This window comes from Novosphingobium sp. 17-62-19, from assembly GCF_002256775.1.
Taxonomy (GTDB): Bacteria; Pseudomonadota; Alphaproteobacteria; order Sphingomonadales; family Sphingomonadaceae; genus Novosphingobium.
Genome location: NZ_NCII01000089.1, coordinates 1 through 25,940, shown reverse-complemented (window position 1 = coordinate 25,940; position 25,940 = coordinate 1). Strand labels below are relative to the sequence as shown.

The following is a 25,940-nucleotide window of genomic DNA, read 5'->3' as shown; positions in this document are numbered from 1 at the left end:
CGCTCAATCCGTGTCGATCCAAACCAGCTCTCCCTTCGCCAGTCTTGAATCCGATCTCGCAGAAAAAGGGAATCCCCTAAATGTCCACAGGCCTTAGCCAGTACGGACAAGGGAAAGTCAGAAAAGATATTTGGACACCACATCCCGATGGAGCCAAGCCAAAAGATGTTATGAACATTCCAACAACCTGCAATGGGTCCGGTGAGACTACACCCCACCCTACCCAAAAGCCGGAAGAACTTGTCAGAAGGATAATGCTGGCATCTTCAGACGAAGGTGCGGTAGTATTAGATCCATTTTCAGGATCCGGTACAACAATTACCGTGGCTCAGCAATTGAACCGCCGCTGGCTCGCGTGTGACATCAGCGCGGAATACAATGAATGGGCAATCGAGCGCATCAGAAATGTAAGCTACAACTCACCGTCATACTGGATAAAATTTGATCGAGAAAATATGATGCGACGGGAAAAAATTCGATGACCATCAAAGACATTGCAGAACGTGCAGCAGACAAGATGAATTTTGTCAAAATCGAATACTACATCGAGTTCGCCGAGCGATATTTGGATTTCAAAGACAACGGCGTACAAGCAACCATTATATCACAGAATGAAATTAATTATTTCTTTTATCAATACAAGGAAGATGGATTTTATAACGTCACCAGACCGATAAATACGAGTCTTATTTATGATACGACCACAGCACAGGACCGTCACAAGACCTTTTGTGAAACACTGCAAAGGTTAAGAGATCCGTCGTGCAATCCGATTGGTGATAGAGAGAATCTTCTCCGCGTAATTTACACGCTTCAACAGAGCATTGGTGCAGCGCTAGATGGTTTACCATCCGGCCAATCAAATAAAGCAAGAAAGGTGAATGGTGACCTATTTGAGCGCCTAATCCAACTGATCTTTCAACGTTTGAATATTGATTGCGTCAGCGGCACGATTCAAGTTCCTGTAAAGATCGCTGGGGACGTAGCTTTTCGTATGAACGATCAGCACGATCTCTTGATCAAGAAAGATGGCGATTTAAAAGTCATCGGCTCTGTCAAAACTTCGTCCAAGGATCGTATCGATAAGATATTCATGGATAAGTTTCTCTATAGCAAACTGACAGAAACTTCTTTGCCGCATATTGCAATATTTCTGAACGATGTGCAGCGCAAGGCTACGTCCAGCCCACAAAAATACGGTATAAGCTCAACCTTCCTTCCGGGACATTTCAAAGGATTCACAATCAAACTTAACCCTCTGGATGGCGTTTATTATTGTGACATTCGACCGAACATGAAAACAGACTTGATCCTGAAGGACTACATAAAAACCATCGATCATCTGTTTTTTGACGATATCTGGCCTTTTTTCGAAAACGCGAAAGATGAGGTGGAGGTAGAAGTTAAGGCTGAAGATCCTGCGTCTGAAGGCAACTGAACCATTCACCTGTTCTCCCCCATGGCCTGCCCCGTTCGCGCTTCCACACCCACAAACACCACCCGACCATCGCGGATAAACCCCATGGGGTAAACCATTTCCGACTGATCGTATTCCGGTCCGACGTACTGCATTCCCGGCTTGGCCGGCAGCACTCGACGTTCGACATTGCCTGCGCGCAGAAGTGTTTTGAAGGTTTCCACGCAACTCTATACGGGCACCGGATTGGTCACTTCAATCGACTCGCGCTCAGATTCCGCGTCCAACAGATCATATAAAGGCAAGTCGTCAGGACTTTGAATCACAATGAATTATCGCCATTCCTTCCACGCCGGAAACAGCGCCGATGTCGTGAAGCACAGTCTGCTGATCGCGCTCGTGCGGGCCTTGCAGATCAAGGACAGCGCGCTGACGCTGATTGATACTCATGCAGGGTGCGGGCTTTACGACCTGCATGGCGATGAGGCCGGGCGCACTGGTGAAGCCACGCAGGGCGTGCTGCGGGCCTTTGCTGATGCGAACCCCTTGCTGGACGATTATCGCGCTGCGGTGCGGGCGGTGAATGTGGGAGATGAGCCGCAGCTTTATCCCGGATCGCCACGGTTTTTGGCGCAATTGCTGCGCCCGCAGGACTTGCTGATCCTGAACGAGAAGCATCCCGAGGACGCCTATGCCTTGCGCGGCGCGATGCGCGACGCGATTCGCAATTCGGGGGCTGCGGTGCATGAGCGGGACGCCTACGAGCTGTGGCTGGCGATGCTGCCGACGCGGACTCCGCGCGGCGTGGTGGTGGTCGACCCGCCCTATGAGCAGACCGACGAACGCGCGCGGATCACGGCCACGCTTGCCGCTGCGCACCGCAAGTGGGCGCATGGGGTGACGGTGATCTGGTATCCGCTGAAAGACCGGCACACGCATGTGCGGTGGAAGGATCAGCTAGGCCGTCTGGGCATTCCGAAGATGCTGAATGTGGAGCATTGGCTGTACGACAGCGATCAGCCCGGTATCTATAACGGCGCGGGGCTGTTTTTCGTGAACCCGCCCTATGCCTTTACGCAAGGTCTGCCGCCGCTGCTCGAAGCGCTGCGCGCGGCGCTGGCGCCGGAGGGGCATCGGGGGACGATTACGGGCGAATGGCTGGCGTGATGGAACTGACTTCTATTCCATAACCGTCATCCCGGACTTGATCCGGGATCCCGCTTTGTTGTTTTCCTTCAGATCGTTCGCAAGGCTCGAAGAAAAGCGGGACTCCGGGTCAAGCCCGGGGTGACGGGGTGTTTGGTGGCGTTATGTCTGTTGGACTTGGCGTTAGCGGCTCTCGCCCATCACCTGCCCCGTGCGCGCATCCACATCGACGAACACCACGCGGCCATCGCGGATGAACTTCAGGCGGTAAACCATCGCGGAGGGATCGTATTCCGGGCCGAGGTATTGCATTCCGGGCTTGGTCGGCAGCACGCGGCGTTCAATATCGCGCAGGGAGCGCACGTTGCCCGCGCGCAGATCGCGGCGGGCTTCGTTCTGTTCACTGGGGCGCTGTTGCTGTGCAGGCGATGCAACAGGCAGAACGGCGAGCGTGGCAGCGATAAGGGCAGTCAGTCGGTTCATGATGGGGGCAGCTGGGAAGGCCTTGGCCTGATCCAGGGCAATGGTTGGCTCTTTCAGGACCTCGACATCCATATCCAGCAGCGCGACAGGCTCGCGCTGATCGGGCGTAATGGTGCTGGAAAAACCACGCTGCTCAAGCTGCTGGGCGGACAGGTGGATGCCGACAAGGGCACGCGATCGATCCAGCCGGGGACGCGGATCGTGACGCTGGAGCAAGACCCGTTCTTCACCGGCTTCGACACGCTGATGGACTTTGCGCTTTCGGGCAAGGATGCGCCGCCGCAGCACGAGGTTGAGGCGATTGCGGGCCAGCTTGGCATCGATCTTTCGCGCAAGGCCGACAGCGCCAGCGGCGGGGAGCGGCGGCGGGCGGCCTTGGCGCGGGCGCTGGCGAGCGAGCCGGATCTGCTGCTGCTGGACGAGCCGACCAACCACCTTGATCTTGCCGCCATCGACTGGCTGGAAGACTGGCTGACGCGCTATCGCGGGGCGTTTGTGGTGATCAGCCATGACCGCACCTTCCTCGAACGGCTGACCAAGGCGACGCTGTGGCTGGATCGCGGATCGCTGCGCCGCAAGGAAATCGGCTTTGGCGGATACGAAGCGTGGATGGAACAGGCCTATGCCGAGGAAGCGCGCGCGGCCGACAAGCTGGATGCCAAGCTGAAGATCGAGGCCCACTGGCTGGAACGTGGCGTCACCGCGCGGCGCAAGCGCAACATGGGGCGGCTCGAAAAGCTCTATGAAATGCGCGAACAGCGCGCCGCGATGCTGACGCCCCAAGGTACGGCCAAGCTGGCGCTATCCAGCGATGATGCCAAGAGCAAGGCGGTGATCGTTGCCGACAAGGTCTGCAAATCCTTCCCCGAAACCGCTCGTGCTGAGCTTGTCGAAGCACCGCAGAGCAGCGACGGTCCTTCGACAGGCTCAGGACGAGCGGGGGGAAGCAGAGAGATTGTCAAGGACTTCACCCTGCGCATAACGCGCAAGGACCGCATCGGCGTGGTGGGATCGAACGGCGCGGGCAAGACCACACTGCTGAAGCTGCTGACCGGGGAACTGGAGCCGGACAGCGGCACGATCACGCTGGCCAATACCTTGCAAGCCGTGTTCATAGACCAGCAGCGCAGCCTCATGTCGCCCGAAAAGCGCGTGCGCGATGTGCTGGCCGATGGCAGCGACTGGATCGACGTGCGTGGGGTGCGCAAGCATATCCACGGCTATCTCAAGGACTTCCTGTTCGATCCAAACCTCGTCGAAGCGCGCGTGGGCACGCTTTCGGGCGGGGAGCGGTCACGCCTGTTGCTGGCGCGGGAATTTGCGCGGTTTTCCAACCTGCTGGTGCTGGACGAGCCGACCAACGACCTTGATCTCGAAACGCTCGACCTGCTGCAGGAAGTGATTTCGGACTATGACGGCACCGTGCTGATCGTCAGCCATGACCGAGACTTTCTGGACAAGACGGTGACGATCACGCTGGGCATGGATGGATCAGGCCGCGTGGACATCGTCGCGGGCGGCTATGCCGACTGGGAGAAGATGCGCAAGGCCCGGTTGGGCGGCAAGCCGGTGGCGAAGGCTGGTGGGGACAAAGCTGCGGCGGCTGCGCCCCCTCCTCCGATGCCTGCAAAGAAGGGCAAGCTGTCTTACAAAGACCAGCGCGACTACGATTTGTTGCCGGGGCGCATCGAAGAGTTGGACGCGCAAATTGCGCGGGGTGAAGCGCAATTGGCTGACCCGGATCTTTACGCCAAAGACCCGAAGAAATTCGATGCCGTGATGGCAGCGCTTGAAAAAGTGCGTGGCGAGAAGGACGCAGCGGAAGAGCGCTGGCTGGAACTGGCGGAGATGGTTGAGGGGTAGACCCTCACCAAAACGCAGTGCGCCCCCGCGCAGGCGGGGGCCTCAGGCCGTTTAGGCCGATGTTGCGTTAGAACCCTGAGGCCCCCGCCTTCACGGGGGCGCACGGTTTTGGTCCAACTTCTTGGTGGCTAGGTTACGCCTTCAACGCAGCAGCCGTCCGCTCATCGATGCGCTTTTCCAGGATCGATAGCGGCATTGCGCCGTCAAGCAACACCTCATGGAACTGCTTGATGTCGAACTTGTCACCCAATGTCTTCTGCGCCTTTTCGCGTGCCCGCAGCCAGGCGATGTGGCCGATCTTGTAGCTGCAAGCCTGCCCGATCGAGGTGCAATAGCGCTCCACTTCACGCAAGGTGCGCGGGCGGGTGAAGCCGGTGGTGGCGACCATGTAGTCGGTCGCTTTCTCGCGGCTCCAGCGCTTGGTGTGCAGGCCCGTGTCAACGACGAGGCGTGTGGCGCGGAACAGGAAGGACTGGAGGTAGCCCGCCTTTTCGATGCCGTCATAGGCGCCAAGTTCGTCTGCTACTTGTTCCGAATAGAGCGCCCAGCCTTCGGAATAGGCCGAGAAGCCGCCAGTCTTGCGGATCAGCGGGATGCTTTCAGACTTCTGCGCAAGGCTGATCTGCAAGTGATGGCCCGGCGTGCCTTCGTGGTAGGTGAGCGAAGGCAACGTGTACTTCGGCCAGTCGGACACTTCCTTGAGGTTTATCCAGTAGATCGCCGGGCGGCTGCCATCGAGCGAGGCGGAATAGTAATAGCCGTTGGCGGCACCGTCCTGAATTTCCACCGGCACGGCGCGAATGTCGAGCGGTTGTTCGGGCAGCGTGGCGAAGGCCTTGGGCAGCAAGGCGTTCATCTTTTGCACGCCCGCGTTCAGGCTAGCGATCAATTCGGCCTTGCCCTCTGGCGTGGCGGCATAGAGCTGTTCGGGCAGGGTGTTGAGCGCGGCCAGCCGTTCGCCCACGGTGCCCTTGGTATAACCTGCGGCTTTCAGCACCGTGTCGAGTTGGGCGGTGAGCTCGGCCACCTGTTCAAGGCCGATCTTGTGGACTTCATCGGGGGTGTAGTTGGTGGTGGTCGCCTGCATCAGCGCGGCGGCATAGATCTCGTCACCACGCGGAATGCGCCATGCGCCGTCACCCGCAGCACTGGTGGGCTTGAGCTGTTCGAGCAGCGCAATCTGTCGGTCGATTGCGGGGTAGATCGCATCGCGCACGATAGCTTCGGTGCGAGCCTGCCAATTGCCCGCGATACCCTTCTTGGCGGTGCGGCGGACGATGGACTGAACCATCGAGGATTCGCCCGGCGCAGGCGCGCGCAGCTTGCGCAACTGCATCAGCGCAAGGTCGAGCGACCATGCAGGCGCAAGCAGGCCGCGCGAGGCCTGTTCGCGCTGCTCGGTGATGTCGTTGTCGATCTGAGTCCGCAGCCCAGCAAGACGCGCGAGATAGGCCTCGGCGTCCTCGGCGTTCTCCATCGGGTGAGTGGAATCGAGGAAATCAGGCACGCTGAACGCTGCGCAGGAACGCTGCGTGATGCGATAGGGCGATTGCGGGCTGTCCACTCCCACACGCGGGCCATCAAGGCGGCGCTCAAGCTGATAGCGCACCACGTCGAGGTTGACCTTCATCGGGGCCGAAAGCGCCTTGCCGTCAATCTTGGCGAGGTCTGCCAGCGCGCCACGGGTCTGCGCGATGGAGGCCGCGCGACCCGCTGCGCTGTTGTCGCCCAGCTTCGACCGCAGGCCAGCCATCGCGCCTTTGTCCAGCCCGAGCGAGGTTGCGTACGTCGGCGAAAGCATCATCTGGTCGTTGAAAATGCGGGTAAACAGCGCGTCCAGCCGCGCGTCCTCTCCGGTTGCGGCAGCAAAGGCAAAACGCGGGCTGGCGGCCAGCGCCGTGGCGATACTGGCCGAGGCAACAAAAGAACGGCGGCTGAAGCGGACAGTCATGAACATCTTCTCCGGGAATCAGAAAGTTGCCTGTGCGGTGCCACAGCCGGAGACGGGTTCAAAGCCCTTTTGTTGCAAAAGATACTTATCGTCAGACCATGCGATAATGATCCGCAACCCGATCCAGCGCAATGCGCAGCACCAGCTTGCCGCTTCGGGCAGGCCAATCAAGCGTCTTTTCCGCTGCGGGCAGCCCCTCACCCGCGCAGACCACGCGCCACAGAATGTCAGACAGGCCCTTGCCTGCTTCGGCAACGGCCGCATCAAAACGCTGACGGGCGGCGAGTTGGCGTTCGCTGGCGTTGAGGCCGCGATCCCCGGTGCTGCTGATCCGCACAGCGTCCCAGCGCATCGTGATCGAGGGTGAGAGTTGCGCGCGTTCAAAATCGGCACGCAGGCGCTCTCCGGCATCGAATTGACGGTCAGTCAGGTGGCCGCGCGCGTGAAGCCAGGTGAGCGGCGATTCGGCGAGGTTTACGGTGACCGAGCGGGTGCGCGGGCCACATGTCGCGCTACGGCGCGGGCCTTCCGGTGTCAGTTCGCGGGTTGCGAGCATACGGGCCAAAGGCGGTCTCCTTCTGGAACAACAGTGAAACACGCAAAGGACTTGCCTTGCCCCCTGCTTTGTAGGAAAGCGAAAAAACACCGCAGTGGTTAAACGGGCTCAAAAATGATCAACCGAATTCGCGACATCCGTCGGCAAAAGAGCATGACGCTGGCCGATGTGGCGGCACGCTGCGATCCACCAACCACGGCGCAAACCATCGGGCGGCTGGAAACAGGTATGCGCAGCCTGTCGCTGACGTGGATGAACCGCATTGGTGCGGCGCTGGGTGTCGATCCGCAATTGCTGGTCAAGGCGGACGAGGAAAGCCCGGCGCGGCTGGTAGCGCGCTTTGGCGCACAAGGTGCTGAGGCACTGGCCAAGCCGATGGACGCGATCCTGCCGGTGGCCCTGGATGGATCGGCGCGACTGATGGCAATGGCAGTGGATGACAGCGCAGGCGAATATCGCGCGGGCGATCAGGTTTGGCTGCGGCAGATTGAACCTGAGGACTTTGCGCGAGCCTTTAACCGCGATGTTCTGGCCCCCCGCCCCGGCGGACGCTTTGCCTTTGGTCGGTTGATCGACCAGCGCGACGGGCGCGTGGCGATCCTGCCGCCCGGCCCCGGCCAGCGGCAGGTGGTGATCGACCGCCCGGTGTGGCTTGGCCTTGCTGAAATGCTCGTACGCAAGCTTTGACGTTGAAACGCCTGCTTTCAATTTCAACGCTCTATCCCGCGCCGGGCCGCAGCGGCTTTGGGCGTTTCGTAGCGCGCCAGATGGAGGCCTTGGCATCGCGGGGCGATTGGGAAGTCACGGTGGTGAACCCCATCGGCAAGCCGCCCGTGCCGATGCAGCGCTATGCTGCTCTTGAACAGATTCCAGACGTGGAACAACAAGGCGCGGTGACCGTACATCACCCGCGCTTTCTGCTGCTCCCAGGTCTTTCGGGGCCGGTGAACCCGCATCTGATCGCGCGCGCAGTTTTGCCACTGGCGCAGAAATTGCACGAAGCGTGTCCGTTCGACATGGTTGACGCGCAGTTTTTCTACCCCGATGGACCGGCAGCGGCAAAGATCGCCGCAAAGTTGGGCCTGCCTCTCGCAATCAAGGCACGGGGTTCGGACATTCATCTCTGGGGTGAACGGCGATTGGCCAAGCTCCAGATTCTGGGGGCCGCACAACAGGCCACAACCTTGCTGGCCGTATCGCGCGCGTTGGCCAGAGATATGGTTGGAATGGGCATGGAAGACAGCAAGATCAGCGTTCATTATACCGGACTGGACAGGGAGCGGTTCAGGCCGCTCGGCCGCGCCAGCGCCCGTCAGCTTATTTCGGCGATCCCTTCCCTGCATGTCTGGTCGGTGGGGCGCATGTTGCTCAGCGTTGGCGCGTTGGTGCGCGTCAAAGGGCAGTCGCTGGCAATCCGTGCGCTGAAGCATTTGCCCGAAGATGTCCGACTGGTGATCGCGGGCAGCGGCACCGAAGAAGCGGCGCTGCGGGCACTGGTCACCGAACTCGACCTTGAAGACCGCGTGCAGATCATCGGTGCAGTTGACCATGACCTTTTGCCCCACCTGCTCAGCGCGGCCGATGTGATGGTGCTGCCTTCAGAGCGCGAGGGCCTTGCCAATGCCTGGATCGAGGCGCTGGCTTGCGGGACACCGGTTGTGATCCCCGATGTGGGCGGTGCGCGTGAAGTGGTGCAGAACGACAGCGCAGGCCGGATTGTGGAGCGTACGCCGGAGTCCATTGCGCAGGGCGTCGCAGAATTGCTCGCCAATCCGCCCAGTCAGGAAGCAGTAGCAGCAAATGCTGAGCGGTTCAGCTGGGATGCCAACGCTGCGGCGCTGGCGGAAATCTATGCGAAAGCGGCGGAGAAGCGCTGAGCTTCCCCGCCGCATTTCACGCGATAGTTTGACAGGTTAGGCCCGCTCGCGCGCCAATCGCTCCTGACGATCCATCGCCGATTCCGTGGGTACGAAGCTGTTGGGATTGACCTTCAGCCAGATCAGGATCGGCGCGGCCATGTAGACCGAGCTGTAGGTGCCGACGAAAATGCCGAGCGTGATGGCGGCGGTAAAGCCGAAGATCACATCGGGTCCAAGCAGCAGCAGCGCCAGCAGCGTAATCAGCATCGACAGCGACGTGACGATAGTACGGGCCAGCGTCTCGTTCACCGAAAGATCGAGCAGTTCGGGCATCGGCATCTTGCGGAACTTCTTCATGTTCTCGCGTATGCGGTCATAGACGACGATGGTATCGTTCAGCGAATAGCCGATCAGCGTGAGCAGGGCAGCCACGATGTTGAGATCGAACTCCATCCCTGTCAGCGCGAACAGGCCCAGCGTCAGCGTCACGTCATGGACCAGCGCGAACAGGGCGCCGACGCCGAATTGCCATTCAAAGCGCAGCCAGATGTAGGCAGCGACTGCAAGCGAGGCGAAACCGAGAGCCTTGAACGCGTCCCAGCCCAGTTCCTTCGAAACCTTGCCCGAAACCGAATCGACGCCATCGATCCGCGCATCTGCGTGGTTTTTCTTGATGTCTGCCGTGATCGTGCGTGCCATCTTGTCAGACAGTGCAGCATCGCCATCTGCGCCTTCGGGCAGCTTCATGCGGATCGAGATTTCGTTCGGCTTGCCGAAACGCTGGATCACCGGTTCGCCATAGCCAAGCTTGGCGACCTGTTCACGCAGTTCGACCACGGGTGCCTCTGCGCTTTGCTCAAAGGTCACGCGGATCATCTGGCCGCCGATGAAATCGACGCCGAGATTGAGGCCCTTGGTCGCCACCAACCCAAGCGACGCCGCCATCAGGATGATGCTGACGACGTAGAACGGCACGCGCCACTTGAGGAAGTGGATGTTGGTGTTGTCGGGCACGAGTTTGAGGAGTTTCATGGTGTCTGCCTCCTCTTACAGGGCGATTTCGGTGGGACGAGCGCGGCGCAACCACTGCGCCACCCACAACCGGGTGAGCGTGACGGCGGTGAACACCGAGGTGGCGATACCGATCATCAGCACGACGGCAAAGCCCTTTACCGGCCCCGAGCCGAAGGCGAACATCAGCACGGCAGCGATGACGTTGGTGATATTGGCATCGAAGATTGCTCGGCTAGCTTCCTTGTAGCCCAATTCCACCGCCTGCATGACCTTGCGCCCGCGATGGCGCTCTTCGCGGATACGTTCGTTGATAAGCACGTTGGCGTCCACCGCCGCGCCGATGGTCAGCACGAAACCGGCGATACCGGGCAGGGTCAGCGTGGTGCCGATGATGCCCATGATGCCAAGGATCATGATCACGTTGATAAACACCGCGAGGTTCGCATAGACGCCGAAACGGCCGTACGTCACAAGGATGAACACCGCGAGCGCCAGCGTGCCGACGCCCATTGCGATCATGCCCTTGCGGATCGAATCCGCGCCAAGGTCTGGCCCGACGGTGCGCTCTTCCACAACCTTCAGGTCAACCGGCAGCGCGCCCGAACGCAGCGAGATTGCCAGCGCATTGGCGCTTTCTGTGGTGAAGCTGCCCGAGATTACCGCACTGCCGCCTAGGATCGGCTCATTGATGGTCGGTGCGGACAGCACCTTGCCATCAAGAATGATCGCGAACTGCTTGCCAGTGTTCTGCGTGGTCAGCTTGGCGAACTTCGCACCACCTTCGGTATTGAAGGTGATGTTGACGACAGGCTCGTTGGTCTGCTGGTTGTTGGTCTGCTGCGCGTTGGTCAGCTGATCGCCGCGAATGCCGCCGAGGCGTTTGACAGCAATAGACGGCACACCGCCACCAGCGGCAGGACTGGAGAATGGCACAATCTCGCTACCCGGAGGCGCGATGCCCTGCGCCACGTCAGATGGCAACGCAGTGGTATCAACCAGCTTGAATTCGAGCTTGGCGGTCTGGCCCAGCAGGTTCTTTAGCGCCTGCGGATCTTGCAAACCCGGCACCTGCACGACGATGCGCGTGGGGCCGGAGCGGATGATCGTCGGCTCCTTGGTGCCCAGCGCATCGATACGCTTGCGCACCACTTCCACCGCCGTGTCCATCGCCTGCGTCACGGCCTGATTCACGCCCGCCTCGGTCGGCTTGAGCACGAAACGGTTGCCATCGACAACGTTGATGTCCCAATCGCGCTGGCCGGTCAGCCCTGCCCCGTTGGTCAGCGGCAGGATCGCTTCGCGCGTGGCGTCGATCTGCGTGGGGTTGGCGACGATGAACGTCAGCGCGCCATCACGGTTTGAAATGTCGCTGATGCGGATCTTGTTACCGTCCTGCTTCAGCTTGTTGCGGACCGATTCCTCCATGCCCTCGATGCGCTGCTGGCGCACCTGCGAAGGATCAGCTTCGAGCAGGATGTGGCTGCCACCCGCAAGATCGAGCCCCAGGTTGATCTTGGGTTCGGGCAATGCGGAAGGCCAGCCAAGGCCCATGGTGGACGTGAGCGAAGGGATCGCGGCCACGACGCAGACCAGCGTCACAAACCAGAGCCATATCACTTTCCATCGCGGAAAATCGAGCATGGGCAGGCAGCTTTCAGGTAAGGAATATCAGTCGTTGGCCGGTGCAGAACCCGTGGGCGGCACGATGTCGCCAATGGTGGCGCGCACTGCCTTGACCTTCACGTTGGGGCCAAGTTCAAGCTCTGCGTAGTGATCATCAAGCTTGATCACCTTGCCGATCAGACCGCCTGCGGTAACGACTATGTCGCCCTTCTTCATCGCGGCGATCTTGGCCTTGTGCTCCTTTTGCTGACGCATCTGCGGACGCAGGATCAGGAACCAGAAGATGAAGCCCATGGCCACAAGCGGCAGAAAGCTCATCCATGCGGGGGGCTGGCCGGCATTGGCGGCGGCGGCAGAAAGAGTGCTAAGCATCATAGGTCCGTTTCTGGGAGCGCATCGGCAGGATTACAACCGTGCAGGTTGCGGTTTTCCCGCAAAATCCAGCCTCGGTTGCTTTGACCGGCGCGGTTAGCAGGTTGGTGGTAGCAAGGCAATCAACGCCTATAGGCGCGCTTCCGGTCGGGACGTAGCGCAGCCTGGTAGCGCATCACACTGGGGGTGTGGGGGTCGGAGGTTCGAATCCTCTCGTCCCGACCAATGGATTTCCAAGCAAAAACAACAAGTTAAGCGGGTGGCGAAAGCCACCCGTTTTGCGTTGCTTATGGCACCGATAAGCAGACCATAAGCTGCCGCGCAGAGTCGCCGCCCCTCATAGCAGCGCCCCACACCGCTAGGTGCAGGGCGCTGGCAGCGTCAGGCGGGAGAAGAACCCGTCCCCGCTGCTGGACCCGATGTTATGGCACGGGGGTCGGTGTCCTTAACCCCGGCGCGGTGAGCAAGTGGAACCCCCGCGCTATCTGAACCTGTCTTCGTCGCCCCTGCATCCCTGTGCGCCGCTGCACAGCCGTAGGCGCAGAACGTCTTCCGAGAAAAATGGGCGGCGGCACTTGAGGCAGCGGTGCCAGCCTACCCTCCTGACCACAATGCCGGGATGGTCCTCGTCCGTCACCGGCTCCCGGCGCTTGCATCCGTCAAACGGCCAAGGGTCCGGCTCGATGATACCAATGGCGGCAGCTTGCCCGCGCATACGGAGCGGCACGAGGGGACCGCCTGCCGTTGAGCGCCTTTGCGGCGCGGGCTTGGGCGCTGGCGACGGTTGCGGCTGATGGTCCCGCTCGCGCCATGCTACCAGCCACGCGGGTTCACCGTCAGCGAGCATACAGCGCCTCCCAACCGCGAAGGGCAGTGACAACCTCAATCATGTCTTCAGCGGCCAGCACCCCGCTCTCAACCCCCGGCAGCACCTCGCGCTCAACCCATGCGTCAAACGAACCATACCAGACCGCGATGGGCGACGGGCGCGGCTTCCCTGCATCCTCCAGCTTCGCCATGCGCTTCTGCAATGCTCGGATGCCCGCCATTGTGGTTATTGCAGTCCGAGGCGCTGGCGCAGGTCAAAGGGTAGGTCCGGCGCACCGGCACGAACGGGCAGCGGTTCCGGCACGGGTTCAAGCGGTGCTACGCGCTCAGGTTCGGGAGTGACCACAGGCGCTGACACCGGCACTGCATCGCAACCCATGCGCGCCAAGATAGCGCGGATGCGCGGTCCAGCTTCAAGGGCATGGGCGAACCAGTAGGCAGTGATTGCCTGCTCCTCCATCATCGCAGCGAAGTGACGGGGTGCCAGTGCAGCGCGAATCTCTGCCCACTGGTCTCGCTCCATGCGGCGGCGCTCCGCCAGCGATATGTCAGCTTTCATGACGGATCACCTTTAGTTGGCGCAGGACGTGGAACATGTCCGCGCGAATTTCCGGGTCGTCGGAGTCGCGCATGACCTCTGCCGCTGTGGTCACAATCATGTGGCGCAGTTCGCCCCGCTCCTGATCGTTCATGCCAGCGATAAACTCGCGGAACGGGTCCCAGCGCTTCGTGCGGAAGATGTCGTTATGGCTGAGCGGCACGACATGGATGGGATAGGCCATGCTGTCTGCCATCCCGACCGCCCAATCGACCGCTTCCTGATATTCGCTGACGGGCTGGTATGGCAGGTGCCGCACTGAGCGCGTGCCGGGTTCGTCACCGGGCACCATCAACGATACGCGCACAAGCACGTCATCCGGTTCGGGCTGCTCTGTGATGACCACATTGCGGGTTGTCTGAATTCTCATGTCGGTGCCCCTACGATGGGATTTTGAGCAACGCCGTTCGCTCTCGGCCTTTTTGCAAACGACGCCCATTTTGCTGTTTGCGCGCTCACCCTTGCTTCTCCTCAAGGGCGGCGATCCGCGCCTCCAGCTCCTCGCTGGCGCGCACGTCCGCGAGCGATTTGATGCTGTCGATAATGAGCCTGCCCACATCGGGCGCCACGGCACCGGCGGCGACCGCATCCAACACCTGGGCGACCTGATCGCTGATCGGTGCGGTGGCATCGAACTCGAAGTTCACCTTCTCGGCCTGTGCCTTGATGCTGGGCAGGCACTTCGCAAGAACGATGCTGGCCGCGTTCGTGTCGCCCTCCAAGGCGCGACCGACCAGCACGGCAACGATGTTCCGCATTTCGTCGAGCATCTGTTGCGTGGCCAGCAAGCGCCGGTCTGGTCGCCCCGGCGGACGCCCGCGAGGGTTGCCGCTCACGCCCGGTTGCCATGCGGGGTTGCCCGGACCACGCGGCTCGGATGGAATGGGTTGCGGGGTGGGCTTCCAATCCGTTCCCCAAGGCGGTGCAATCTGTTCGGTCATCGGATGCCTCGGATTGTTTAGAACAAGGATCAGACGACGAACGACTTTTCAGCCGCCGCCTTTGCTGCACGAAGTTTTTGCACTTTTGCTTGCTTCGCCCCGACCGCCTTTTCCATCTCCGCAAAGAGCAATCCGCCGCGTTCCCCGATCAGTTCGAGACCGGCTTTCGCCGCTCGCAATTGCTTGGCGGCACGCGGGTTCGTATTTTCGTGATACAGGCGGAGCAGCATGGTCGCCATTTCCGGGGTGATGCCGGACAGGTAGGGAACCCCGCCAAGCACCGCGCCCACCGTGCGTTCGTCGCCAGCTTCGATTGCCTTCTGGATGAACCCCATCCGCTGCCCTTCCGGCAGGCTGTGGACGTAGGAGCGAATCTCACCCGCCATCGCGCCAACACCCCTGCCCTCAAGCGGCTGGGACAGGTCGCTCTCAAGCCCCGCTATCACGCGGGTCAGGTTCGCGCTGGCGCTGTCGAACCGCTTGGCAAGGCTCGTGGTCAGCTTGTCCGCGAAGTTCTGCGTTTCAATGAGGGCGGCGGCTTCCGTCCATGCCGGGTTGGTCTTGCCCGCTTCCCGCGCATCATGGACGCGCCCGACAGCAATATAGGCTTCTGTGAATACCGCTTCGGTCCCGGCAAGAATGCTGGCAGTATCATCATCGTATTCCGGCATCGACCGGACAGTCTGTGCGTGAAATGAGGGAGTGACGCGAGTGTCTGCGTCTTGAATTTCATCGGCCATATCGAACTACACTTTCGGCTGATAAGTTACGGTAGGCTTATGCGTAACGAAGCCGCTTTAAGTCCTGCAAGTGATTATTTTGTTATTACAATGACTTAGTTCAGTTCAGAGTAGCACGAACTGAACATAGCTTATGTGCGCGCCGACAATTTGCGGGTGATGACCACATGCAGGCGGTGCGCTGCGGGGCACGCTGGGGCGCGGCGCGCATGGGGTGCCCCTGTAGCGGCGACGGTGCGGCTTTCGCGCCCCCCACCCCCGGCGCTGCGGGCAGCATGTGGTGATCACGCAGCAGTGTATATAGAATCTATGTTGACTCTATCACGAATCTATTCGATAGATTGCTCCAGAAGGAGAATCGCCATGTCCAACAATGCCCTTATCGTCTTCACCGCCAAGACCGTCGAAACGATCCTATATCACGGCGGGACCCAATCTTGGGTTCTCAGCCCAACCAGTATGCGCGACGTGCGTTATGTCGTCTGCACGCGGAACAGCGACCGTGCCTATGACGAGGAATGCGGACCGCGCACCGAAGCGCACGGCGAAGCGTTCCTAGTTGGCAAGGTGTCCGGACTGCTAAAAGTTGACGAGCGGAACGGGCGAAAGCGTTATCTCGTCCAGATCAGCGAATACGCGCTGGTGTCGGAGAAAGACTTTTGGACGCACGACCGCAACCCAACCCGTTACACTGATACCAGTGCGCTGCATGAGCGCGGCATTGATGTGGACAGCTTGGACTGGCGTCCGATGCCAGAGGTTGAGGAGGACATTCCAATGCCGGATGCAACGCCCCCCGCAACCATGCGCGACGGATTGACGATCGCAGAGGCGAAGCACGGCCTGTCGGTCAAGTTCGGCGTTCCCGAGGAAGCCATTCTCATCACGATCAATGGGTGAAATATGAGCAATGAAGTTGCCCAAGGGCTGTTCGAGGCTGGCAGAGCGCACGCCATGTCCAGCATCCTGCTGCACAACGCCGCTGTCCAGCGCGCCATTGACGAGGAAAAGCCGGACCCTGACAAATTCGCGTTCAACGGGACGTATTCAATCTCAATCTATTACCTCGTCTGCATCGGCCTGGAGTTGTATCTCAAGGCGGCGTATGTTCACCACAGCGGTGACGGCAGCCACAAGGCATTGCACGCCATAGGGCATGACCTCATCTCGGCGCTGGACGAAGCCGAAAAGCATGGCTTCCAATCGGCCGTGGAGAACCTGCGCGAGATTGCCGACCTGCTACGCCTGCCGCATCTCAAACATTACTTCCGATACAATACGCCTACGGAGGTGCCGCTTCCCGAAGTTGGTGGCGTGATCGCCGCCATCCAGATCATTGACGACCAATTGCAGCCGCTGCTCTTCCCGAAGTGACCACACGCGGGCGCACATGCGCATGGGGGAACCCGGTAAACTGGGTGAAGTGGGGAAAGTGGGGGCAGTGGTAAAGTGAGGAGTTGCTAGCACTTCACCCAGTTTCCCCACATTGTAACCACACCCCCCACTTTCCCCACCCTACCACTGTCTATGCCGGGCTAACCTTTGGTCGGCACATCCAAGTGCCTTTGATGTTCTCCTTCTGCATGTGGTCAGCGCTGTGCTTGTCCCACCAGCTTGCTGAGACGACCTTCTCCTGCAAGGCGACCTGTTTCACCGTGCTGATGGGAAGCCAGTCGTGGTTAGGGTAGATCGCGTAGAACCCCTGAAACCACATTGCGAAGACCCCTTCAAACTGACTCTTGGGTCCGCGCGATTTGCCCACGGTGCTGTTCGGGGTCAGCCCCGCGTCCAGTTCGTCCCATGCCGGGCGGGTGGCGTAGATCGGTTTGCCATTTCTGTGGTCAACGCCAACCTCGACACGCTCGGTATGGAATTTCCACGCGCCACCGGGATGCTCAGGCAGGTTCATCTTCACCTGCATGAACACCTTGGCGTGCGGGTCCGGCTCTTCTTCTTCCGTGCGGAGCTGCTCCATCACGGCGCACAGGCTTCGGCATGTCTGAACAAACGCGCTGGAGCCGAGAACGCGGTGAAGCATTGAACGGTTTGTGTCCTTCGCAAAGTGCGTCACGCAGATAATGGCGATGTTGTAAGTCTGCGCGAGGATCAGCCACGGTTCCAAGACCGTGCGGAGCTGCCCAGCGTCATTGAGATCGACCCTCCGCAGCTTCTGCCCCGGCAGGTAGCTGGTCACCGGGTCAATGACGAGCATGGCGAACGGGTTGCCCATATCGCGCGCCTCCGCCAAGCCCTTGCTCACCGCCTCCAAATCGTCCTGCATGGAGAAGGTGTTGCGCTTGCCCTCCTGCATGACACCCTGAATCTCCACCACGTTCGCTAGGTTGGCACCGCACGCGGTGAGCCTTGGCACCGTCATTTCCTCAATGCTGTCCTCACTGCCCAGCCACAGCACCCGTTCGGGCTTCCGCCATGCGTTCGGGCAGTCGTATTCACCCGGCCACGGAGCACCTGTGGTCACCCGCGACGTTACGTCACCCAAGATGGTTGACTTGCCTGCACCCGTCTCGCCCGCCATCAGCGTGATGTATCCCTTCGGAATCCACCCGGTCCAAAGCCATTCGATGGCGTGCATCTGCACCCCACCCAGCGACCGAAAGACAAGTTCGCGGGGAGCATCGGATGCGTCCGCTGGAAGCCCACGTCTCATTCGCTCACGCTTTGTTTTCGCCTCTTCAGCACGCGCATTTTGCTCCATCAGCTTCACGCGGGCCTGTTCCCACTCAACCTTCTCCTTCCAGTTGAGATGGAAACCAAGTTCGGGGTCGCGCGGCGGAAGCGTCTCATCAACCTTGGTCCAATCAATATGACCGTTGGCATCAACAGGCGGCTTCCAGACATTGGTGAGGTCAACCATGACGCGCCTCCCCGCCGGTGGGGGTATGCAAGGATTTTCGCGTATCGCCTTCTGATCTCGGCAAATTTTTACGCGAAGCAAAGTATTTTGCAAAAAGTTCGGGGCATGTTGATGTTTGCGACCTTCGGCCGCTTTCGGTTACAATGCTGCTGTTCACGTTGATACCTTTCGGCGGCAGGGGTGGCTCCCTGCCGCTATTCATGACGGTCATGCTGTTCTGGCTGCGGCGCTGTAGGCGCTGGTGCTGGCGAAGGTGCGCGCATTGAGCCACGCCATCACGCGCGAACGCTGATAGCGAATGGGCGACGAGGGGTGATCGCCCAGTTTCAGGAACGCGGGGCCTTTGCCCTTGCATCGCCAAATTTCGAGGGTGTTCGGCTTCACGCCAAGGATAGCGGCAGTCTGCTCGTTGCTGAGCAGGTCGTCCAAATCGACCGTTGTGGTCATAGCATTCACTCCGAAGAGAGAAGCCGTCGTTTGTTCGAGATGGTCACTACGGCCTGACGAGCGTTGGGCCTGAGTCCGGGGGACTAAGAGGGGTGAGGCCGCCCTCCCGCATATCCGGCTTCGTCTCTGGAATTTTCCTCGAGTGCGCGCCCCAGTGCGGCGCGGCCCCACATAGCGGGGACAAGGGGTGTTTTACGCGGCGCGCTTTAGGTCCTGCAAGCGGTATTTGCTGGGGCGCTGTCCCGAACCGGGATCGCGGCGGTCGGCAAAGATCAGGCCGACAGATTTTTGTTTCGTAAACCGATCAGGGGGCGATTGGCATATCGCCAGCTTCGACCGATTTTGCCTGATTGTGCGATTTTGGCTGGCTTGGCCGACCTTCGCTGTGGGGCCGCGTGGGGCGCGATCGCCGCGCTGCCGTCCCTAACCCGGCGGCGCGCTGGTGCCGCCCCTGTGCGCTCGGCTGTGCGCTCCCCGCCGTGCATCACGCTCGCTGAGGCAGCGCCACCACGTTTCCGCCGGTCGCCTTCGCCCGTGCAATCGCTCCTTCGCGTTCGATATGGTCGCTGATGCGCTGAGTCTCAGGATAGAGATATTGCAGGCGGGAGGTTTGCAGATAGTGCCGCGCCGTGATGCCCTCGGGCACATGGTTCGTCAGCAACTCACACTTGAAATACTCGACGTCGCAGGCTGAGAAGCCGACCGTGATATAGGTGCGGCGCATGTCGTGGGCTGACAGACCGTCCATGCCCAGCGCCTTGCGGACCCGCTCAAACGGCGCACGGGGATCAGCGACGTAACCGCACTTCGCCCGCGACGGGAACACGAACGGGCTATCCCCCTTCCCCAGCTTCTTCGCTTCATCTGCCAGCCTACGGCGCTCTTTGAGCAACGCGACCGCCTGCGTGGAAAGCGGCAGCCAGATAGCGTTGCCGGTCTTCGTGTCCTCCTCGCGGAGGTGCCACCAGCAATTGGCGGGGTTGTCGTCGAAGTGAACCCGATCCCAAGTGAGCGAACCGGCTTCGGTCTTGCGGGCGCCGGTCAGGAATAGAAAGCGCGCGAAATCTATGGCTGCAAGCGCATCGGTGTTCTTCGGTGCCAGCCGCATTTCGTCCAGCGCATACCAAGCCTTGCCGATGTTATGCAGTTCGACATGGCGGGTGCGCGGTTCAAAGGTCTTCCAATCGTCCTGCGCCATCGCCTTCACCGGATTCACTGGAATGAGCGGCGACCCGTCTGCACGCGGGTAACGGCGGTTGGCGAAATTGATGAGAGTCCGAAGGGTAACGAGCGAGATTTGCGCTTGTCCGGGCGCTGGGCGACCGTCGATACCGCTTTCGCACATTTCCCGGTGACGTTGGCGGCAGTCTTCAATCGTAATGGACGCAATGGGCTTGCCCGCCCACTTGGCGAACACCTTGTCGATATGCCGGTTCATTTCCGCCTTGGTGCTTTCGCGGAGCGGTTGACCCGGACGGTCGAAATACGCATTCGCCACATCGCGCAGCGTCACCTTCATCGCCTCGTCCTGTTTCTTGATAGCGCGGGGGTCGCCGCCCATGCGCATGGTGCGCAGGTGTTCGCGCGCCACGTCCCGCGCCTGATCGACGGTGAACACCCCGTAGGCACCGATGGTGATACGGGCAGGTGGCGCGCTGCTACCCTCGACCCGCCCCTGCACGATGAACGTAATTTTGCCGGTAGGCGTGATGCGAAGCCCGAACCCTTTAACCTCGGTGTCCCAATGGAACTCATCCTTTGGACCGGGCTTCACGCGGTCGACATAACCCTTGGTGAGTTTAACAGGCGGGTTCTTGCGGGTCGGATTTGGCACGGTCGGAAGTCCTCATAAGCATGTCATAAGCAATGCGCGTAAAGTTACGGCAATCACCATACATCCCGCAAGGACATTCAACGTGTTGTTTTTACACAATTATAAAGGCACGCCAAACCACGCAAAGTGACGTAAAGTAAGGCTCCTGAACACTGGGGGTGTGGGGGTCGGAGGTTCGAATCCTCTCGTCCCGACCAAATATAGAAATCGCTCAAAAGGCCCGGCGCATTGGCGCTTCGGGCCTTTTTGCTGGAAAGTATTTTCCTACACGAACCGATATGGTTACGTAAGCCCGCGTCTTCCAACTGGAAAGGACGCACATCATGGGCATACTCGAAGCACTGATTTCCCCGATTTCGGCGATCATCGACAAAGTCATCCCCGACAAGGAAGCGCGCGACAAGGCAAAGCTCGAACTGTTGAAGCTCGAAGGCACGCAGGAGCTTGAGCAGATCCGCACGCGCATGTCTGCCATCGTGGCAGAGGCAAATTCCGCCGATCCGTGGACCAGCCGCGCGCGGCCCGGCTTTCTCTATGTCATGTACATCATGATTCTTTGGTCGCTGCCGATGGGCCTGATCGCAGCCTTCCGCCCTGAAGCGGCCAAGGGCATCGCAGCGGGCATTAATGGCTATCTGGGCGGGTTACCAGAGCCGCTCTACGCCCTGTTCGGCACCGGATACCTCGGCTACACGGCGGCGCGGCAGTGGGGCAAGGCCAAGGGCAGTGATCGGTAAGCGCGTTGCGGTTTGGTTAGTTTTCGGTAACCTCCCTTTGCTACATGAGAACAATGATCAACCGATCCGCTCAAACAGAATCGCCTTCGGGCAGTAGCTGCGGCGGGCGGCGCCTGCGCACCGCCCCCGCTCTCGTTTTGCTTTCGCTTGCGCTCGCAGCGTGTGGCAACAACGCGTCCGATGAAAAACTCGACGCCCGCCTGAGCGAAATGGAAAAGAAGGTCGAAGCGGCCGACAAGCGCTCGCGTCAGGCAATCAGTCTTGCCGCGGACCCCAATTCCGCCCCGCCACCGGATGCTGGTGGTGAACCGACCTTCGATGACGGTGGCGAAGACTTCGACAACGGGTCCGACTTTGACATGGGCGAAAGCCAGGACGGCGTCCCCCCGCCGCCGCCGATTGCGCCCGAAGGCTAGTCGCAGACTTGCACAAGCTTTGGCAATGGCTATCACGGCGCCCGATCATGCTATCGGGGAAATGCCATGAGTGAGCCTGCCACGTCCATCGCGACGATCTATGTGCTGAACGGGCCAAATCTCAATCTTCTGGGCCTGCGCGAGCCGGAAATCTATGGGTCGCAAACGCTGGATGACATCGCTGGGATGCTGGAAGACCGGGGCCGTGAACTGGGCCTTGAGATCGACATGCGCCAATCCAACCACGAAGGCCACCTTGTCGACTGGCTGCACGAAGCACAGGCCGAGGGCGTGAAGGCGGTGCTGCTAAACGCTGGCGCCTATACGCACACCTCGGTCGCGGTTCACGACGCAATCAAGTCGATCAAGGTGCCGGTGATCGAAGTTCACCTGTCCAACCCGCACAAGCGCGAGGCGTTTCGGCATGAATCCTATGTCGGGATGGCCGCGCTCGGCACAGTCTGCGGTTTCGGCGCGAACAGCTATCTGGTCGCTTTGGACGCAGTTTCCCGCCTTTAAGAGGCGCGTTTTCCACCTTGCAGGCCTGCTCCCCCTTGCCAGCCCGCCGCCTTGCGGGCATGGCGCGGGCCTGAATTCATACCCCGCGAGGAAATACCAATGGGTCACGAACGCGGCGACAAAGCCGACAACATGGCAATCGACAGCAAGCTGGTGCGCGAACTGGCTGAGCTTCTTGCAGAAACCGGCCTGTCCGAAATCGAAGTTGAAGATGGCGAACGCAAGATCCGCGTTGCACGCCAGTTGACCGCAGCCCCAGTCGCCCAGGTGGCGGTTGCTGCACCTGCACCGGTTGCGGCGGCTGCGCCAGTCGCTGCGGCTGCGCCTGCTCCGACCGAAGTCAACGCCAATGCCGTCAAATCGCCGATGGTTGGCACTTGCTATCTTGCTGCTGAGCCCAGCGCGCCGAATTTCGTTTCGGTCGGTCAAACGGTGAAGGCGGGTGAAACCCTGCTCATCATCGAGGCAATGAAAGTGATGAACCCGATCACCGCGCCTGCTGCCGGTGTGGTTCAGGCCATCCTCGTCGAAAACGCGCAGCCGGTCGAATTCGACCAGCCGCTGGTTGTGATCGCGTGAAGGCCCGCTGATGGCCATCAAACGTCTGCTGATCGCCAATCGCGGCGAAATCGCGCTGCGCATCCATCGCGCGGCGCATGAAATGGGCATTGAGACGGTCGCGGTGCACTCCACCGCCGATGCCGATGCCATGCATGTGCGGCTCGCAGACCATGCGGTGTGCATCGGCCCGCCTGCCGCCAAGGACAGCTACCTCAACGTCGCGGCGATTATCTCGGCAGCGGAAATCACCCACGCCGATGCGATCCACCCGGGCTACGGGTTCCTTTCGGAAAACGCCAAGTTCGCAGAAATCGTCGAAGCGCACGACATCACGTGGATCGGCCCGAAGCCCGAACATATCCGCACGATGGGTGACAAGATCGAGGCCAAGCGCACTGCCGGTGCGCTCGGCCTGCCGCTGGTCCCCGGTTCTGACGGCGCGGTTTCCGATCTGACCGAAGCCAAGGCGATTGCCGAGGCGGCAGGCTACCCCGTGATCATCAAGGCCGCGTCAGGCGGCGGTGGTCGCGGCATGAAGGTCTGCAACGGGCCGGACGAACTGGAAACGCTGATCCAGCAGGCCGGGAGCGAGGCCAAGGCCGCGTTTGGCGATGCCACCGTCTATATCGAAAAGTATCTCGGCAACCCGCGCCACATCGAATTCCAGATATTTGGCGATGGTAATGGCAACGCGATCCATCTGGGTGAGCGGGACTGTTCATTGCAGCGCCGCCATCAGAAGGTGCTTGAAGAAGCGCCATCGCCGGTCATTTCCGCTGCCGAGCGCGACCGCATGGGTGGGATCGTGGCCAAGGCCATGGCCGACATGGGCTATCGCGGCGCGGGCACTATCGAGTTCCTGTGGGAAAACGGTGAGTTCTACTTCATCGAGATGAACACCCGCCTGCAGGTGGAGCATCCCGTTACCGAAGCGATCACCGGCGTCGATCTTGTGCGCGAACAGATCCGCATTGCCGATGGCAAGCCGCTTTCGGTCAAACAGGAAGAGATCGAGTTCAAAGGCCACGCGATCGAGTGCCGCATCAACGCGGAAGACCCGTTCACGTTCGCGCCTTCGCCCGGTCTGGTGAAGAGCTATCACGCGGCAGGCGGTATGCATGTGCGCGTCGATTCGGGACTTTATGCCGGGTACAAAATCCCGCCGTACTACGATTCGATGATCGCCAAGTTGATCGTATATGGCCGCACCCGTGAAGGCTGCATCATGCGGTTGAAGCGTGCGCTATCGGAAATGGTGATCGAAGGCCCCAAAACCTCGATCCCACTGCACCAGCGCCTGCTGAACCAGCCGGATTTCCTCAGCGGCGATTATACGATCAAGTGGTTGGAAGAATGGATGGCGGAGGACGCCTGATTTTTGCCATTGCAACGAAATGAAAAGCCCCCGCAGTGCGGGGGCTTTTTTGTGTCGTAGGTCAGTCCTGGCTCTCACCATCTTCCAGCGGCAATCGCGCCCGGATAGCGCGCCACGCCGGTTCTGGCCGGTCATTCTTCACCAAAATGGCCTCAACTTCGTCGAATTCTTCCAGTTCGAGCGCTTCGGTCACGCTCAGCGGAAAATAGACATTCTCGTCGTTGTCGGTGCGCACGGCATAGGCCCCGCGGCCCTCTTCACTGCGTGTAACGATGCACATGGCCTTCACTGCCATAGATAGTACCTTTTGTTTGATAGAACTGAAAAACCCGCGCCTTGCGGGTCAGCAACCCTAATGACCAGTCGTCAAACTTAGTCAAGTGCGGACCTATCCTCCACGCGGCTTCCATGTAATCACGCGCCATGCATATGCCACTGCCACGATGGCCAGTGTGGCCACCGCCGCTGGCCCGGTGTACCGTTCGATCTCGTCGAAATTGCGTCCGAGGTAGAATCCGGCACCCGCCAAAATCGCGTTCCATATTGCCGCGCCTGCAAAAGTGAACAGCAAGAACCGCATGTGCCCCATGCGGGTAAGCCCCGCAGGCAGCGAGATCATGGTGCGCATGAAGGGAGCAAAGCGGACCGCGAACACCACCCACTGCCCATGCCGCCGAAAGAAGCCAACGATCGCTTCCACGTCTTCCCATTCCATCGTCAGCCAACGGCCAAAGCGGTTTACGAAAGGCCGCAATCGTTCGTACCCCATCTTGCGGCCAAGCAGATACCAACAGTAGTTACCAGCCGTAGAGCCGACCGTGGCCGCCAGCATCAGCGGCCAGAACTCCATCCGCCCGCGCGCCACGGCAATGCCGCCCAGCCCCATGATCACCTCGGACGGGATCGGCGGAAACACGTTTTCGATGACCATCAGGAAAGCGATGCCCCAATAGCCGCCGCCTTCGATCAGGTGGGTGATCCAATCGTTCATGTGGGAGGTAACGCTCAAATCCGCGTTGGGGGTTCAATGCCCCCTCCTCTTCAGAGGAGGGGGTTGGGGGTGGTGGAATTCAGCGTTGGGGTAGCGGAAAGCACCACCCCCCGGCCCCCTCCTCTGAAGAGGAGGGGGAGAAAGCTCACATCCGCGCTTCAATCGCGTCCCAGATCATCCCCGCCGTATCCGTGCCATTGAACTTGTCGATAGCCACGATTCCGGTGGGCGAGGTCACGTTGATCTCGGTCAGCCAGCGTCCGCCGATCACATCGATCCCCACGAAGATCAGACCCAGACGCTTCAACTCCGGCCCCAGCGCGGCGCAGATTTCCTGCTCCTGCGGCGTCAGCTCAGTCTTCTCGGCATAGCCACCAACGGCGAGGTTGGATCGGAACTCGCCCTCACCCGGCTTGCGGTTGATTGCGCCTGCCACTTCGCCATCGACCAGCACGATGCGCTTGTCACCCTTGGCCACTTCGGGAAGGAAGGCCTGCACCATGTGCGGTTCGGGCCACGTCTGGTTGAATACTTCGAACAGCGCGCCAAGGTTCTCACCCTCTTCCGAAACGCGGAAGATCGCCTTGCCGCCATTGCCATGGATCGGCTTGATCACGATGGCGCCATGCTTCTTCTGGAACATGCGCACTTCATCGACCGAGCGGGTGACGATGGTCGGCGGCATGAAGCGCCGGTAGTCCAGCACCATCACCTTTTCCGGCGCATTGCGCACGCTGCGGGGGTTGTTCACCACCAGCGTCTCGCTCTCGATCCGCTCCAGCAGGTGCGTGGCG

31 protein-coding genes and 1 tRNA gene are annotated in these 25,940 nt (G+C 60.3%); 14 read left to right on the top strand and 18 right to left on the bottom strand.

The features are described 5' to 3' along the window. Positions 1 to 80 precede the first annotated feature (80 nt). On the top strand, positions 81 to 482 hold the full coding sequence (locus tag B7X90_RS14850) for a site-specific DNA-methyltransferase (protein WP_292625683.1): 402 nt from the start codon (positions 81 to 83) through the stop codon (positions 480 to 482). Continuing rightward, positions 479 to 1,438: a hypothetical protein gene (locus tag B7X90_RS14845; RefSeq protein WP_292625682.1), complete on the top strand. Its 960-nt coding sequence runs from the start codon at positions 479 to 481 to the stop codon at positions 1,436 to 1,438. The genes B7X90_RS14850 and B7X90_RS14845 overlap by 4 nt, the downstream gene beginning before the upstream one ends. A gap of 5 nt (positions 1,439 to 1,443) precedes the next feature. On the opposite strand, the gene B7X90_RS14840 is transcribed toward B7X90_RS14845, so the two are convergent. Continuing rightward, complete coding sequence (locus B7X90_RS14840; RefSeq protein WP_292625680.1) at positions 1,444 to 1,641, bottom strand: hypothetical protein; 198 nt, start codon at positions 1,639 to 1,641, stop codon at positions 1,444 to 1,446. A 103-nt stretch (positions 1,642 to 1,744) separates the two neighbouring features. Between B7X90_RS14840 and rlmJ the strand changes: the two genes are divergently transcribed. Beyond that, on the top strand, positions 1,745 to 2,584 hold the full coding sequence (gene rlmJ, locus B7X90_RS14835) for a 23S rRNA (adenine(2030)-N(6))-methyltransferase RlmJ (protein WP_292625678.1): 840 nt from the start codon (positions 1,745 to 1,747) through the stop codon (positions 2,582 to 2,584). Between the two features lie 162 nt (positions 2,585 to 2,746). Here rlmJ and B7X90_RS14830 read toward each other — a convergent pair whose 3' ends face one another. Next, a complete protein-coding gene (locus tag B7X90_RS14830; RefSeq protein WP_292625677.1) occupies positions 2,747 to 3,046 on the bottom strand; it encodes a PepSY domain-containing protein in 300 nt (99 codons plus the stop codon). A 27-nt stretch (positions 3,047 to 3,073) separates the two neighbouring features. On the opposite strand from B7X90_RS14830, the gene B7X90_RS14825 reads away from it, so the two are divergent. Beyond that, positions 3,074 to 4,909: an ATP-binding cassette domain-containing protein gene (locus B7X90_RS14825; protein ID WP_292625687.1), complete on the top strand. Its 1,836-nt coding sequence runs from the start codon at positions 3,074 to 3,076 to the stop codon at positions 4,907 to 4,909. Between the two features lie 133 nt (positions 4,910 to 5,042). On the opposite strand, the gene B7X90_RS14820 is transcribed toward B7X90_RS14825, so the two are convergent. Together B7X90_RS14820 and B7X90_RS14815 are read right to left on the bottom strand one after the other, a co-directional pair. Then, positions 5,043 to 6,860, bottom strand: a complete 1,818-nt coding sequence (locus B7X90_RS14820; RefSeq protein WP_292625676.1) for a DUF885 family protein — start codon at positions 6,858 to 6,860, stop codon at positions 5,043 to 5,045. Between the two features lie 91 nt (positions 6,861 to 6,951). Then, positions 6,952 to 7,416, bottom strand: a complete 465-nt coding sequence (locus tag B7X90_RS14815; RefSeq protein ID WP_292625685.1) for a DUF6456 domain-containing protein — start codon at positions 7,414 to 7,416, stop codon at positions 6,952 to 6,954. A gap of 114 nt (positions 7,417 to 7,530) precedes the next feature. On the opposite strand from B7X90_RS14815, the gene B7X90_RS14810 reads away from it, so the two are divergent. Together B7X90_RS14810 and B7X90_RS14805 are read left to right on the top strand one after the other, a co-directional pair. Further along, positions 7,531 to 8,103 (top strand): helix-turn-helix transcriptional regulator, encoded by a 573-nt coding sequence (locus B7X90_RS14810; protein ID WP_292625674.1) that lies wholly within the window; start codon positions 7,531 to 7,533, stop codon positions 8,101 to 8,103. Between the two features lie 2 nt (positions 8,104 to 8,105). Beyond that, on the top strand, positions 8,106 to 9,293 hold the full coding sequence (locus B7X90_RS14805) for a glycosyltransferase (protein ID WP_292625672.1): 1,188 nt from the start codon (positions 8,106 to 8,108) through the stop codon (positions 9,291 to 9,293). A 36-nt stretch (positions 9,294 to 9,329) separates the two neighbouring features. Here B7X90_RS14805 and secF read toward each other — a convergent pair whose 3' ends face one another. Genes secF through yajC form a run of 3 tightly spaced genes read right to left on the bottom strand, consistent with a single transcriptional unit; the run spans position 9,330 to position 12,287 of the window. Next, positions 9,330 to 10,307, bottom strand: a complete 978-nt coding sequence (secF, locus tag B7X90_RS14800; RefSeq protein WP_292625671.1) for a protein translocase subunit SecF — start codon at positions 10,305 to 10,307, stop codon at positions 9,330 to 9,332. Between the two features lie 15 nt (positions 10,308 to 10,322). Continuing rightward, a complete protein-coding gene (secD, locus tag B7X90_RS14795; RefSeq protein WP_292625670.1) occupies positions 10,323 to 11,930 on the bottom strand; it encodes a protein translocase subunit SecD in 1,608 nt (535 codons plus the stop codon). Positions 11,931 to 11,957: 27 nt separating this feature from the next. Beyond that, complete coding sequence (yajC, locus tag B7X90_RS14790; protein WP_292625669.1) at positions 11,958 to 12,287, bottom strand: preprotein translocase subunit YajC; 330 nt, start codon at positions 12,285 to 12,287, stop codon at positions 11,958 to 11,960. Positions 12,288 to 12,432: 145 nt separating this feature from the next. On the opposite strand from yajC, the gene B7X90_RS14785 reads away from it, so the two are divergent. Beyond that, positions 12,433 to 12,509, top strand: a tRNA-Pro gene (locus B7X90_RS14785). Positions 12,510 to 13,120: 611 nt separating this feature from the next. Here B7X90_RS14785 and B7X90_RS14780 read toward each other — a convergent pair. The 5 genes from B7X90_RS14780 to B7X90_RS14760 all read right to left on the bottom strand — a co-directional run bounded on the left by B7X90_RS14780 (position 13,121) and on the right by B7X90_RS14760 (position 15,322). Next, positions 13,121 to 13,303 (bottom strand): hypothetical protein, encoded by a 183-nt coding sequence (locus B7X90_RS14780; RefSeq protein WP_292625667.1) that lies wholly within the window; start codon positions 13,301 to 13,303, stop codon positions 13,121 to 13,123. A gap of 35 nt (positions 13,304 to 13,338) precedes the next feature. After that, positions 13,339 to 13,671 (bottom strand): hypothetical protein, encoded by a 333-nt coding sequence (locus B7X90_RS14775; protein ID WP_292625665.1) that lies wholly within the window; start codon positions 13,669 to 13,671, stop codon positions 13,339 to 13,341. Then, on the bottom strand, positions 13,661 to 14,080 hold the full coding sequence (locus B7X90_RS14770) for a hypothetical protein (RefSeq protein ID WP_292625663.1): 420 nt from the start codon (positions 14,078 to 14,080) through the stop codon (positions 13,661 to 13,663). Before B7X90_RS14770 ends, B7X90_RS14775 begins: the two co-directional genes overlap by 11 nt. An 85-nt stretch (positions 14,081 to 14,165) precedes the next feature. Continuing rightward, positions 14,166 to 14,651, bottom strand: a complete 486-nt coding sequence (locus tag B7X90_RS14765) for a DUF5681 domain-containing protein (RefSeq protein ID WP_292625661.1) — start codon at positions 14,649 to 14,651, stop codon at positions 14,166 to 14,168. A 29-nt stretch (positions 14,652 to 14,680) separates the two neighbouring features. Further along, complete coding sequence (locus B7X90_RS14760; RefSeq protein WP_292625659.1) at positions 14,681 to 15,322, bottom strand: hypothetical protein; 642 nt, start codon at positions 15,320 to 15,322, stop codon at positions 14,681 to 14,683. Between the two features lie 432 nt (positions 15,323 to 15,754). On the opposite strand from B7X90_RS14760, the gene B7X90_RS14755 reads away from it, so the two are divergent. Further along, on the top strand, positions 15,755 to 16,291 hold the full coding sequence (locus tag B7X90_RS14755; protein WP_292625657.1) for a hypothetical protein: 537 nt from the start codon (positions 15,755 to 15,757) through the stop codon (positions 16,289 to 16,291). A 54-nt stretch (positions 16,292 to 16,345) separates the two neighbouring features. Then, positions 16,346 to 16,765: a hypothetical protein gene (locus B7X90_RS14750; RefSeq protein WP_292625655.1), complete on the top strand. Its 420-nt coding sequence runs from the start codon at positions 16,346 to 16,348 to the stop codon at positions 16,763 to 16,765. Between the two features lie 151 nt (positions 16,766 to 16,916). Here the strand turns inward: B7X90_RS14750 and B7X90_RS14745 are convergent, their stop codons facing one another. From B7X90_RS14745 to B7X90_RS14735, 3 genes are all read right to left on the bottom strand, one after another. Next, entirely contained in the window at positions 16,917 to 18,266 is a 1,350-nt protein-coding gene (locus tag B7X90_RS14745; RefSeq protein WP_292625653.1) for an AAA family ATPase, read from the bottom strand. A 207-nt stretch (positions 18,267 to 18,473) separates the two neighbouring features. Further along, on the bottom strand, positions 18,474 to 18,713 hold the full coding sequence (locus B7X90_RS14740) for a helix-turn-helix domain-containing protein (RefSeq protein ID WP_292625651.1): 240 nt from the start codon (positions 18,711 to 18,713) through the stop codon (positions 18,474 to 18,476). A gap of 484 nt (positions 18,714 to 19,197) precedes the next feature. Continuing rightward, positions 19,198 to 20,547, bottom strand: a complete 1,350-nt coding sequence (locus tag B7X90_RS14735) for an integrase family protein (RefSeq protein ID WP_292625649.1) — start codon at positions 20,545 to 20,547, stop codon at positions 19,198 to 19,200. Positions 20,548 to 20,870: 323 nt separating this feature from the next. Between B7X90_RS14735 and B7X90_RS14730 the strand changes: the two genes are divergently transcribed. The 5 genes from B7X90_RS14730 (at position 20,871) to accC (ending at position 24,155) form a co-directional block, all read left to right on the top strand. Then, on the top strand, positions 20,871 to 21,284 hold the full coding sequence (locus tag B7X90_RS14730) for a holin family protein (RefSeq protein WP_292625647.1): 414 nt from the start codon (positions 20,871 to 20,873) through the stop codon (positions 21,282 to 21,284). A gap of 53 nt (positions 21,285 to 21,337) precedes the next feature. Beyond that, the gene (locus tag B7X90_RS14725) at positions 21,338 to 21,700 is read left to right on the top strand and encodes a hypothetical protein (RefSeq protein ID WP_292625645.1); all 363 of its coding nucleotides are present in this window, start codon (positions 21,338 to 21,340) and stop codon (positions 21,698 to 21,700) included. Positions 21,701 to 21,766: 66 nt separating this feature from the next. After that, complete coding sequence (gene aroQ / locus B7X90_RS14720; protein ID WP_292625643.1) at positions 21,767 to 22,219, top strand: type II 3-dehydroquinate dehydratase; 453 nt, start codon at positions 21,767 to 21,769, stop codon at positions 22,217 to 22,219. Between the two features lie 99 nt (positions 22,220 to 22,318). Further along, positions 22,319 to 22,798, top strand: a complete 480-nt coding sequence (gene accB, locus B7X90_RS14715) for an acetyl-CoA carboxylase biotin carboxyl carrier protein (RefSeq protein WP_292625641.1) — start codon at positions 22,319 to 22,321, stop codon at positions 22,796 to 22,798. 10 nt (positions 22,799 to 22,808) lie between these two features. Next, entirely contained in the window at positions 22,809 to 24,155 is a 1,347-nt protein-coding gene (gene accC, locus B7X90_RS14710; RefSeq protein ID WP_292625639.1) for an acetyl-CoA carboxylase biotin carboxylase subunit, read from the top strand. Between the two features lie 61 nt (positions 24,156 to 24,216). Here accC and B7X90_RS14705 read toward each other — a convergent pair whose 3' ends face one another. From B7X90_RS14705 to gshB, 3 genes are all read right to left on the bottom strand, one after another. Continuing rightward, entirely contained in the window at positions 24,217 to 24,450 is a 234-nt protein-coding gene (locus B7X90_RS14705) for a hypothetical protein (RefSeq protein WP_292625637.1), read from the bottom strand. Positions 24,451 to 24,543: 93 nt separating this feature from the next. Then, on the bottom strand, positions 24,544 to 25,146 hold the full coding sequence (locus B7X90_RS14700; protein WP_292625635.1) for a DedA family protein: 603 nt from the start codon (positions 25,144 to 25,146) through the stop codon (positions 24,544 to 24,546). 145 nt (positions 25,147 to 25,291) lie between these two features. Next, on the bottom strand, positions 25,292 to 25,940 hold a 649-nt coding region (gene gshB, locus B7X90_RS14695; RefSeq protein WP_292625632.1), incomplete at its 5' end, for a glutathione synthase.

What these genes read in the sequence shown, in the direction of transcription:
- B7X90_RS14850 (WP_292625683.1), top strand. Translation starts at nt 81, where the DNA reads ATGTCCACAGGCCTTAGCCAGTACGGACAAGGGAAAGTCAGAAAAGAT.
- B7X90_RS14845 (WP_292625682.1), top strand. Translation starts at nt 479, where the DNA reads ATGACCATCAAAGACATTGCAGAACGTGCAGCAGACAAGATGAATTTT.
- rlmJ (WP_292625678.1), top strand. Translation starts at nt 1,745, where the DNA reads ATGAATTATCGCCATTCCTTCCACGCCGGAAACAGCGCCGATGTCGTG.
- B7X90_RS14830 (WP_292625677.1), bottom strand. Translation starts at nt 3,046, where the DNA reads ATGAACCGACTGACTGCCCTTATCGCTGCCACGCTCGCCGTTCTGCCT.
- B7X90_RS14820 (WP_292625676.1), bottom strand. Translation starts at nt 6,860, where the DNA reads ATGACTGTCCGCTTCAGCCGCCGTTCTTTTGTTGCCTCGGCCAGTATC.
- B7X90_RS14815 (WP_292625685.1), bottom strand. Translation starts at nt 7,416, where the DNA reads ATGCTCGCAACCCGCGAACTGACACCGGAAGGCCCGCGCCGTAGCGCG.
- B7X90_RS14810 (WP_292625674.1), top strand. Translation starts at nt 7,531, where the DNA reads ATGATCAACCGAATTCGCGACATCCGTCGGCAAAAGAGCATGACGCTG.
- secF (WP_292625671.1), bottom strand. Translation starts at nt 10,307, where the DNA reads ATGAAACTCCTCAAACTCGTGCCCGACAACACCAACATCCACTTCCTC.
- secD (WP_292625670.1), bottom strand. Translation starts at nt 11,930, where the DNA reads ATGCTCGATTTTCCGCGATGGAAAGTGATATGGCTCTGGTTTGTGACG.
- yajC (WP_292625669.1), bottom strand. Translation starts at nt 12,287, where the DNA reads ATGATGCTTAGCACTCTTTCTGCCGCCGCCGCCAATGCCGGCCAGCCC.
- B7X90_RS14780 (WP_292625667.1), bottom strand. Translation starts at nt 13,303, where the DNA reads ATGGCGAAGCTGGAGGATGCAGGGAAGCCGCGCCCGTCGCCCATCGCG.
- B7X90_RS14775 (WP_292625665.1), bottom strand. Translation starts at nt 13,671, where the DNA reads ATGAAAGCTGACATATCGCTGGCGGAGCGCCGCCGCATGGAGCGAGAC.
- B7X90_RS14770 (WP_292625663.1), bottom strand. Translation starts at nt 14,080, where the DNA reads ATGAGAATTCAGACAACCCGCAATGTGGTCATCACAGAGCAGCCCGAA.
- B7X90_RS14765 (WP_292625661.1), bottom strand. Translation starts at nt 14,651, where the DNA reads ATGACCGAACAGATTGCACCGCCTTGGGGAACGGATTGGAAGCCCACC.
- B7X90_RS14760 (WP_292625659.1), bottom strand. Translation starts at nt 15,322, where the DNA reads ATGCCGGAATACGATGATGATACTGCCAGCATTCTTGCCGGGACCGAA.
- B7X90_RS14755 (WP_292625657.1), top strand. Translation starts at nt 15,755, where the DNA reads ATGTCCAACAATGCCCTTATCGTCTTCACCGCCAAGACCGTCGAAACG.
- B7X90_RS14750 (WP_292625655.1), top strand. Translation starts at nt 16,346, where the DNA reads ATGTCCAGCATCCTGCTGCACAACGCCGCTGTCCAGCGCGCCATTGAC.
- B7X90_RS14745 (WP_292625653.1), bottom strand. Translation starts at nt 18,266, where the DNA reads ATGGTTGACCTCACCAATGTCTGGAAGCCGCCTGTTGATGCCAACGGT.
- B7X90_RS14740 (WP_292625651.1), bottom strand. Translation starts at nt 18,713, where the DNA reads ATGACCACAACGGTCGATTTGGACGACCTGCTCAGCAACGAGCAGACT.
- B7X90_RS14730 (WP_292625647.1), top strand. Translation starts at nt 20,871, where the DNA reads ATGGGCATACTCGAAGCACTGATTTCCCCGATTTCGGCGATCATCGAC.
- B7X90_RS14725 (WP_292625645.1), top strand. Translation starts at nt 21,338, where the DNA reads ATGATCAACCGATCCGCTCAAACAGAATCGCCTTCGGGCAGTAGCTGC.
- aroQ (WP_292625643.1), top strand. Translation starts at nt 21,767, where the DNA reads ATGAGTGAGCCTGCCACGTCCATCGCGACGATCTATGTGCTGAACGGG.
- accB (WP_292625641.1), top strand. Translation starts at nt 22,319, where the DNA reads ATGGGTCACGAACGCGGCGACAAAGCCGACAACATGGCAATCGACAGC.
- accC (WP_292625639.1), top strand. Translation starts at nt 22,809, where the DNA reads ATGGCCATCAAACGTCTGCTGATCGCCAATCGCGGCGAAATCGCGCTG.
- B7X90_RS14705 (WP_292625637.1), bottom strand. Translation starts at nt 24,450, where the DNA reads ATGGCAGTGAAGGCCATGTGCATCGTTACACGCAGTGAAGAGGGCCGC.
- B7X90_RS14700 (WP_292625635.1), bottom strand. Translation starts at nt 25,146, where the DNA reads ATGAACGATTGGATCACCCACCTGATCGAAGGCGGCGGCTATTGGGGC.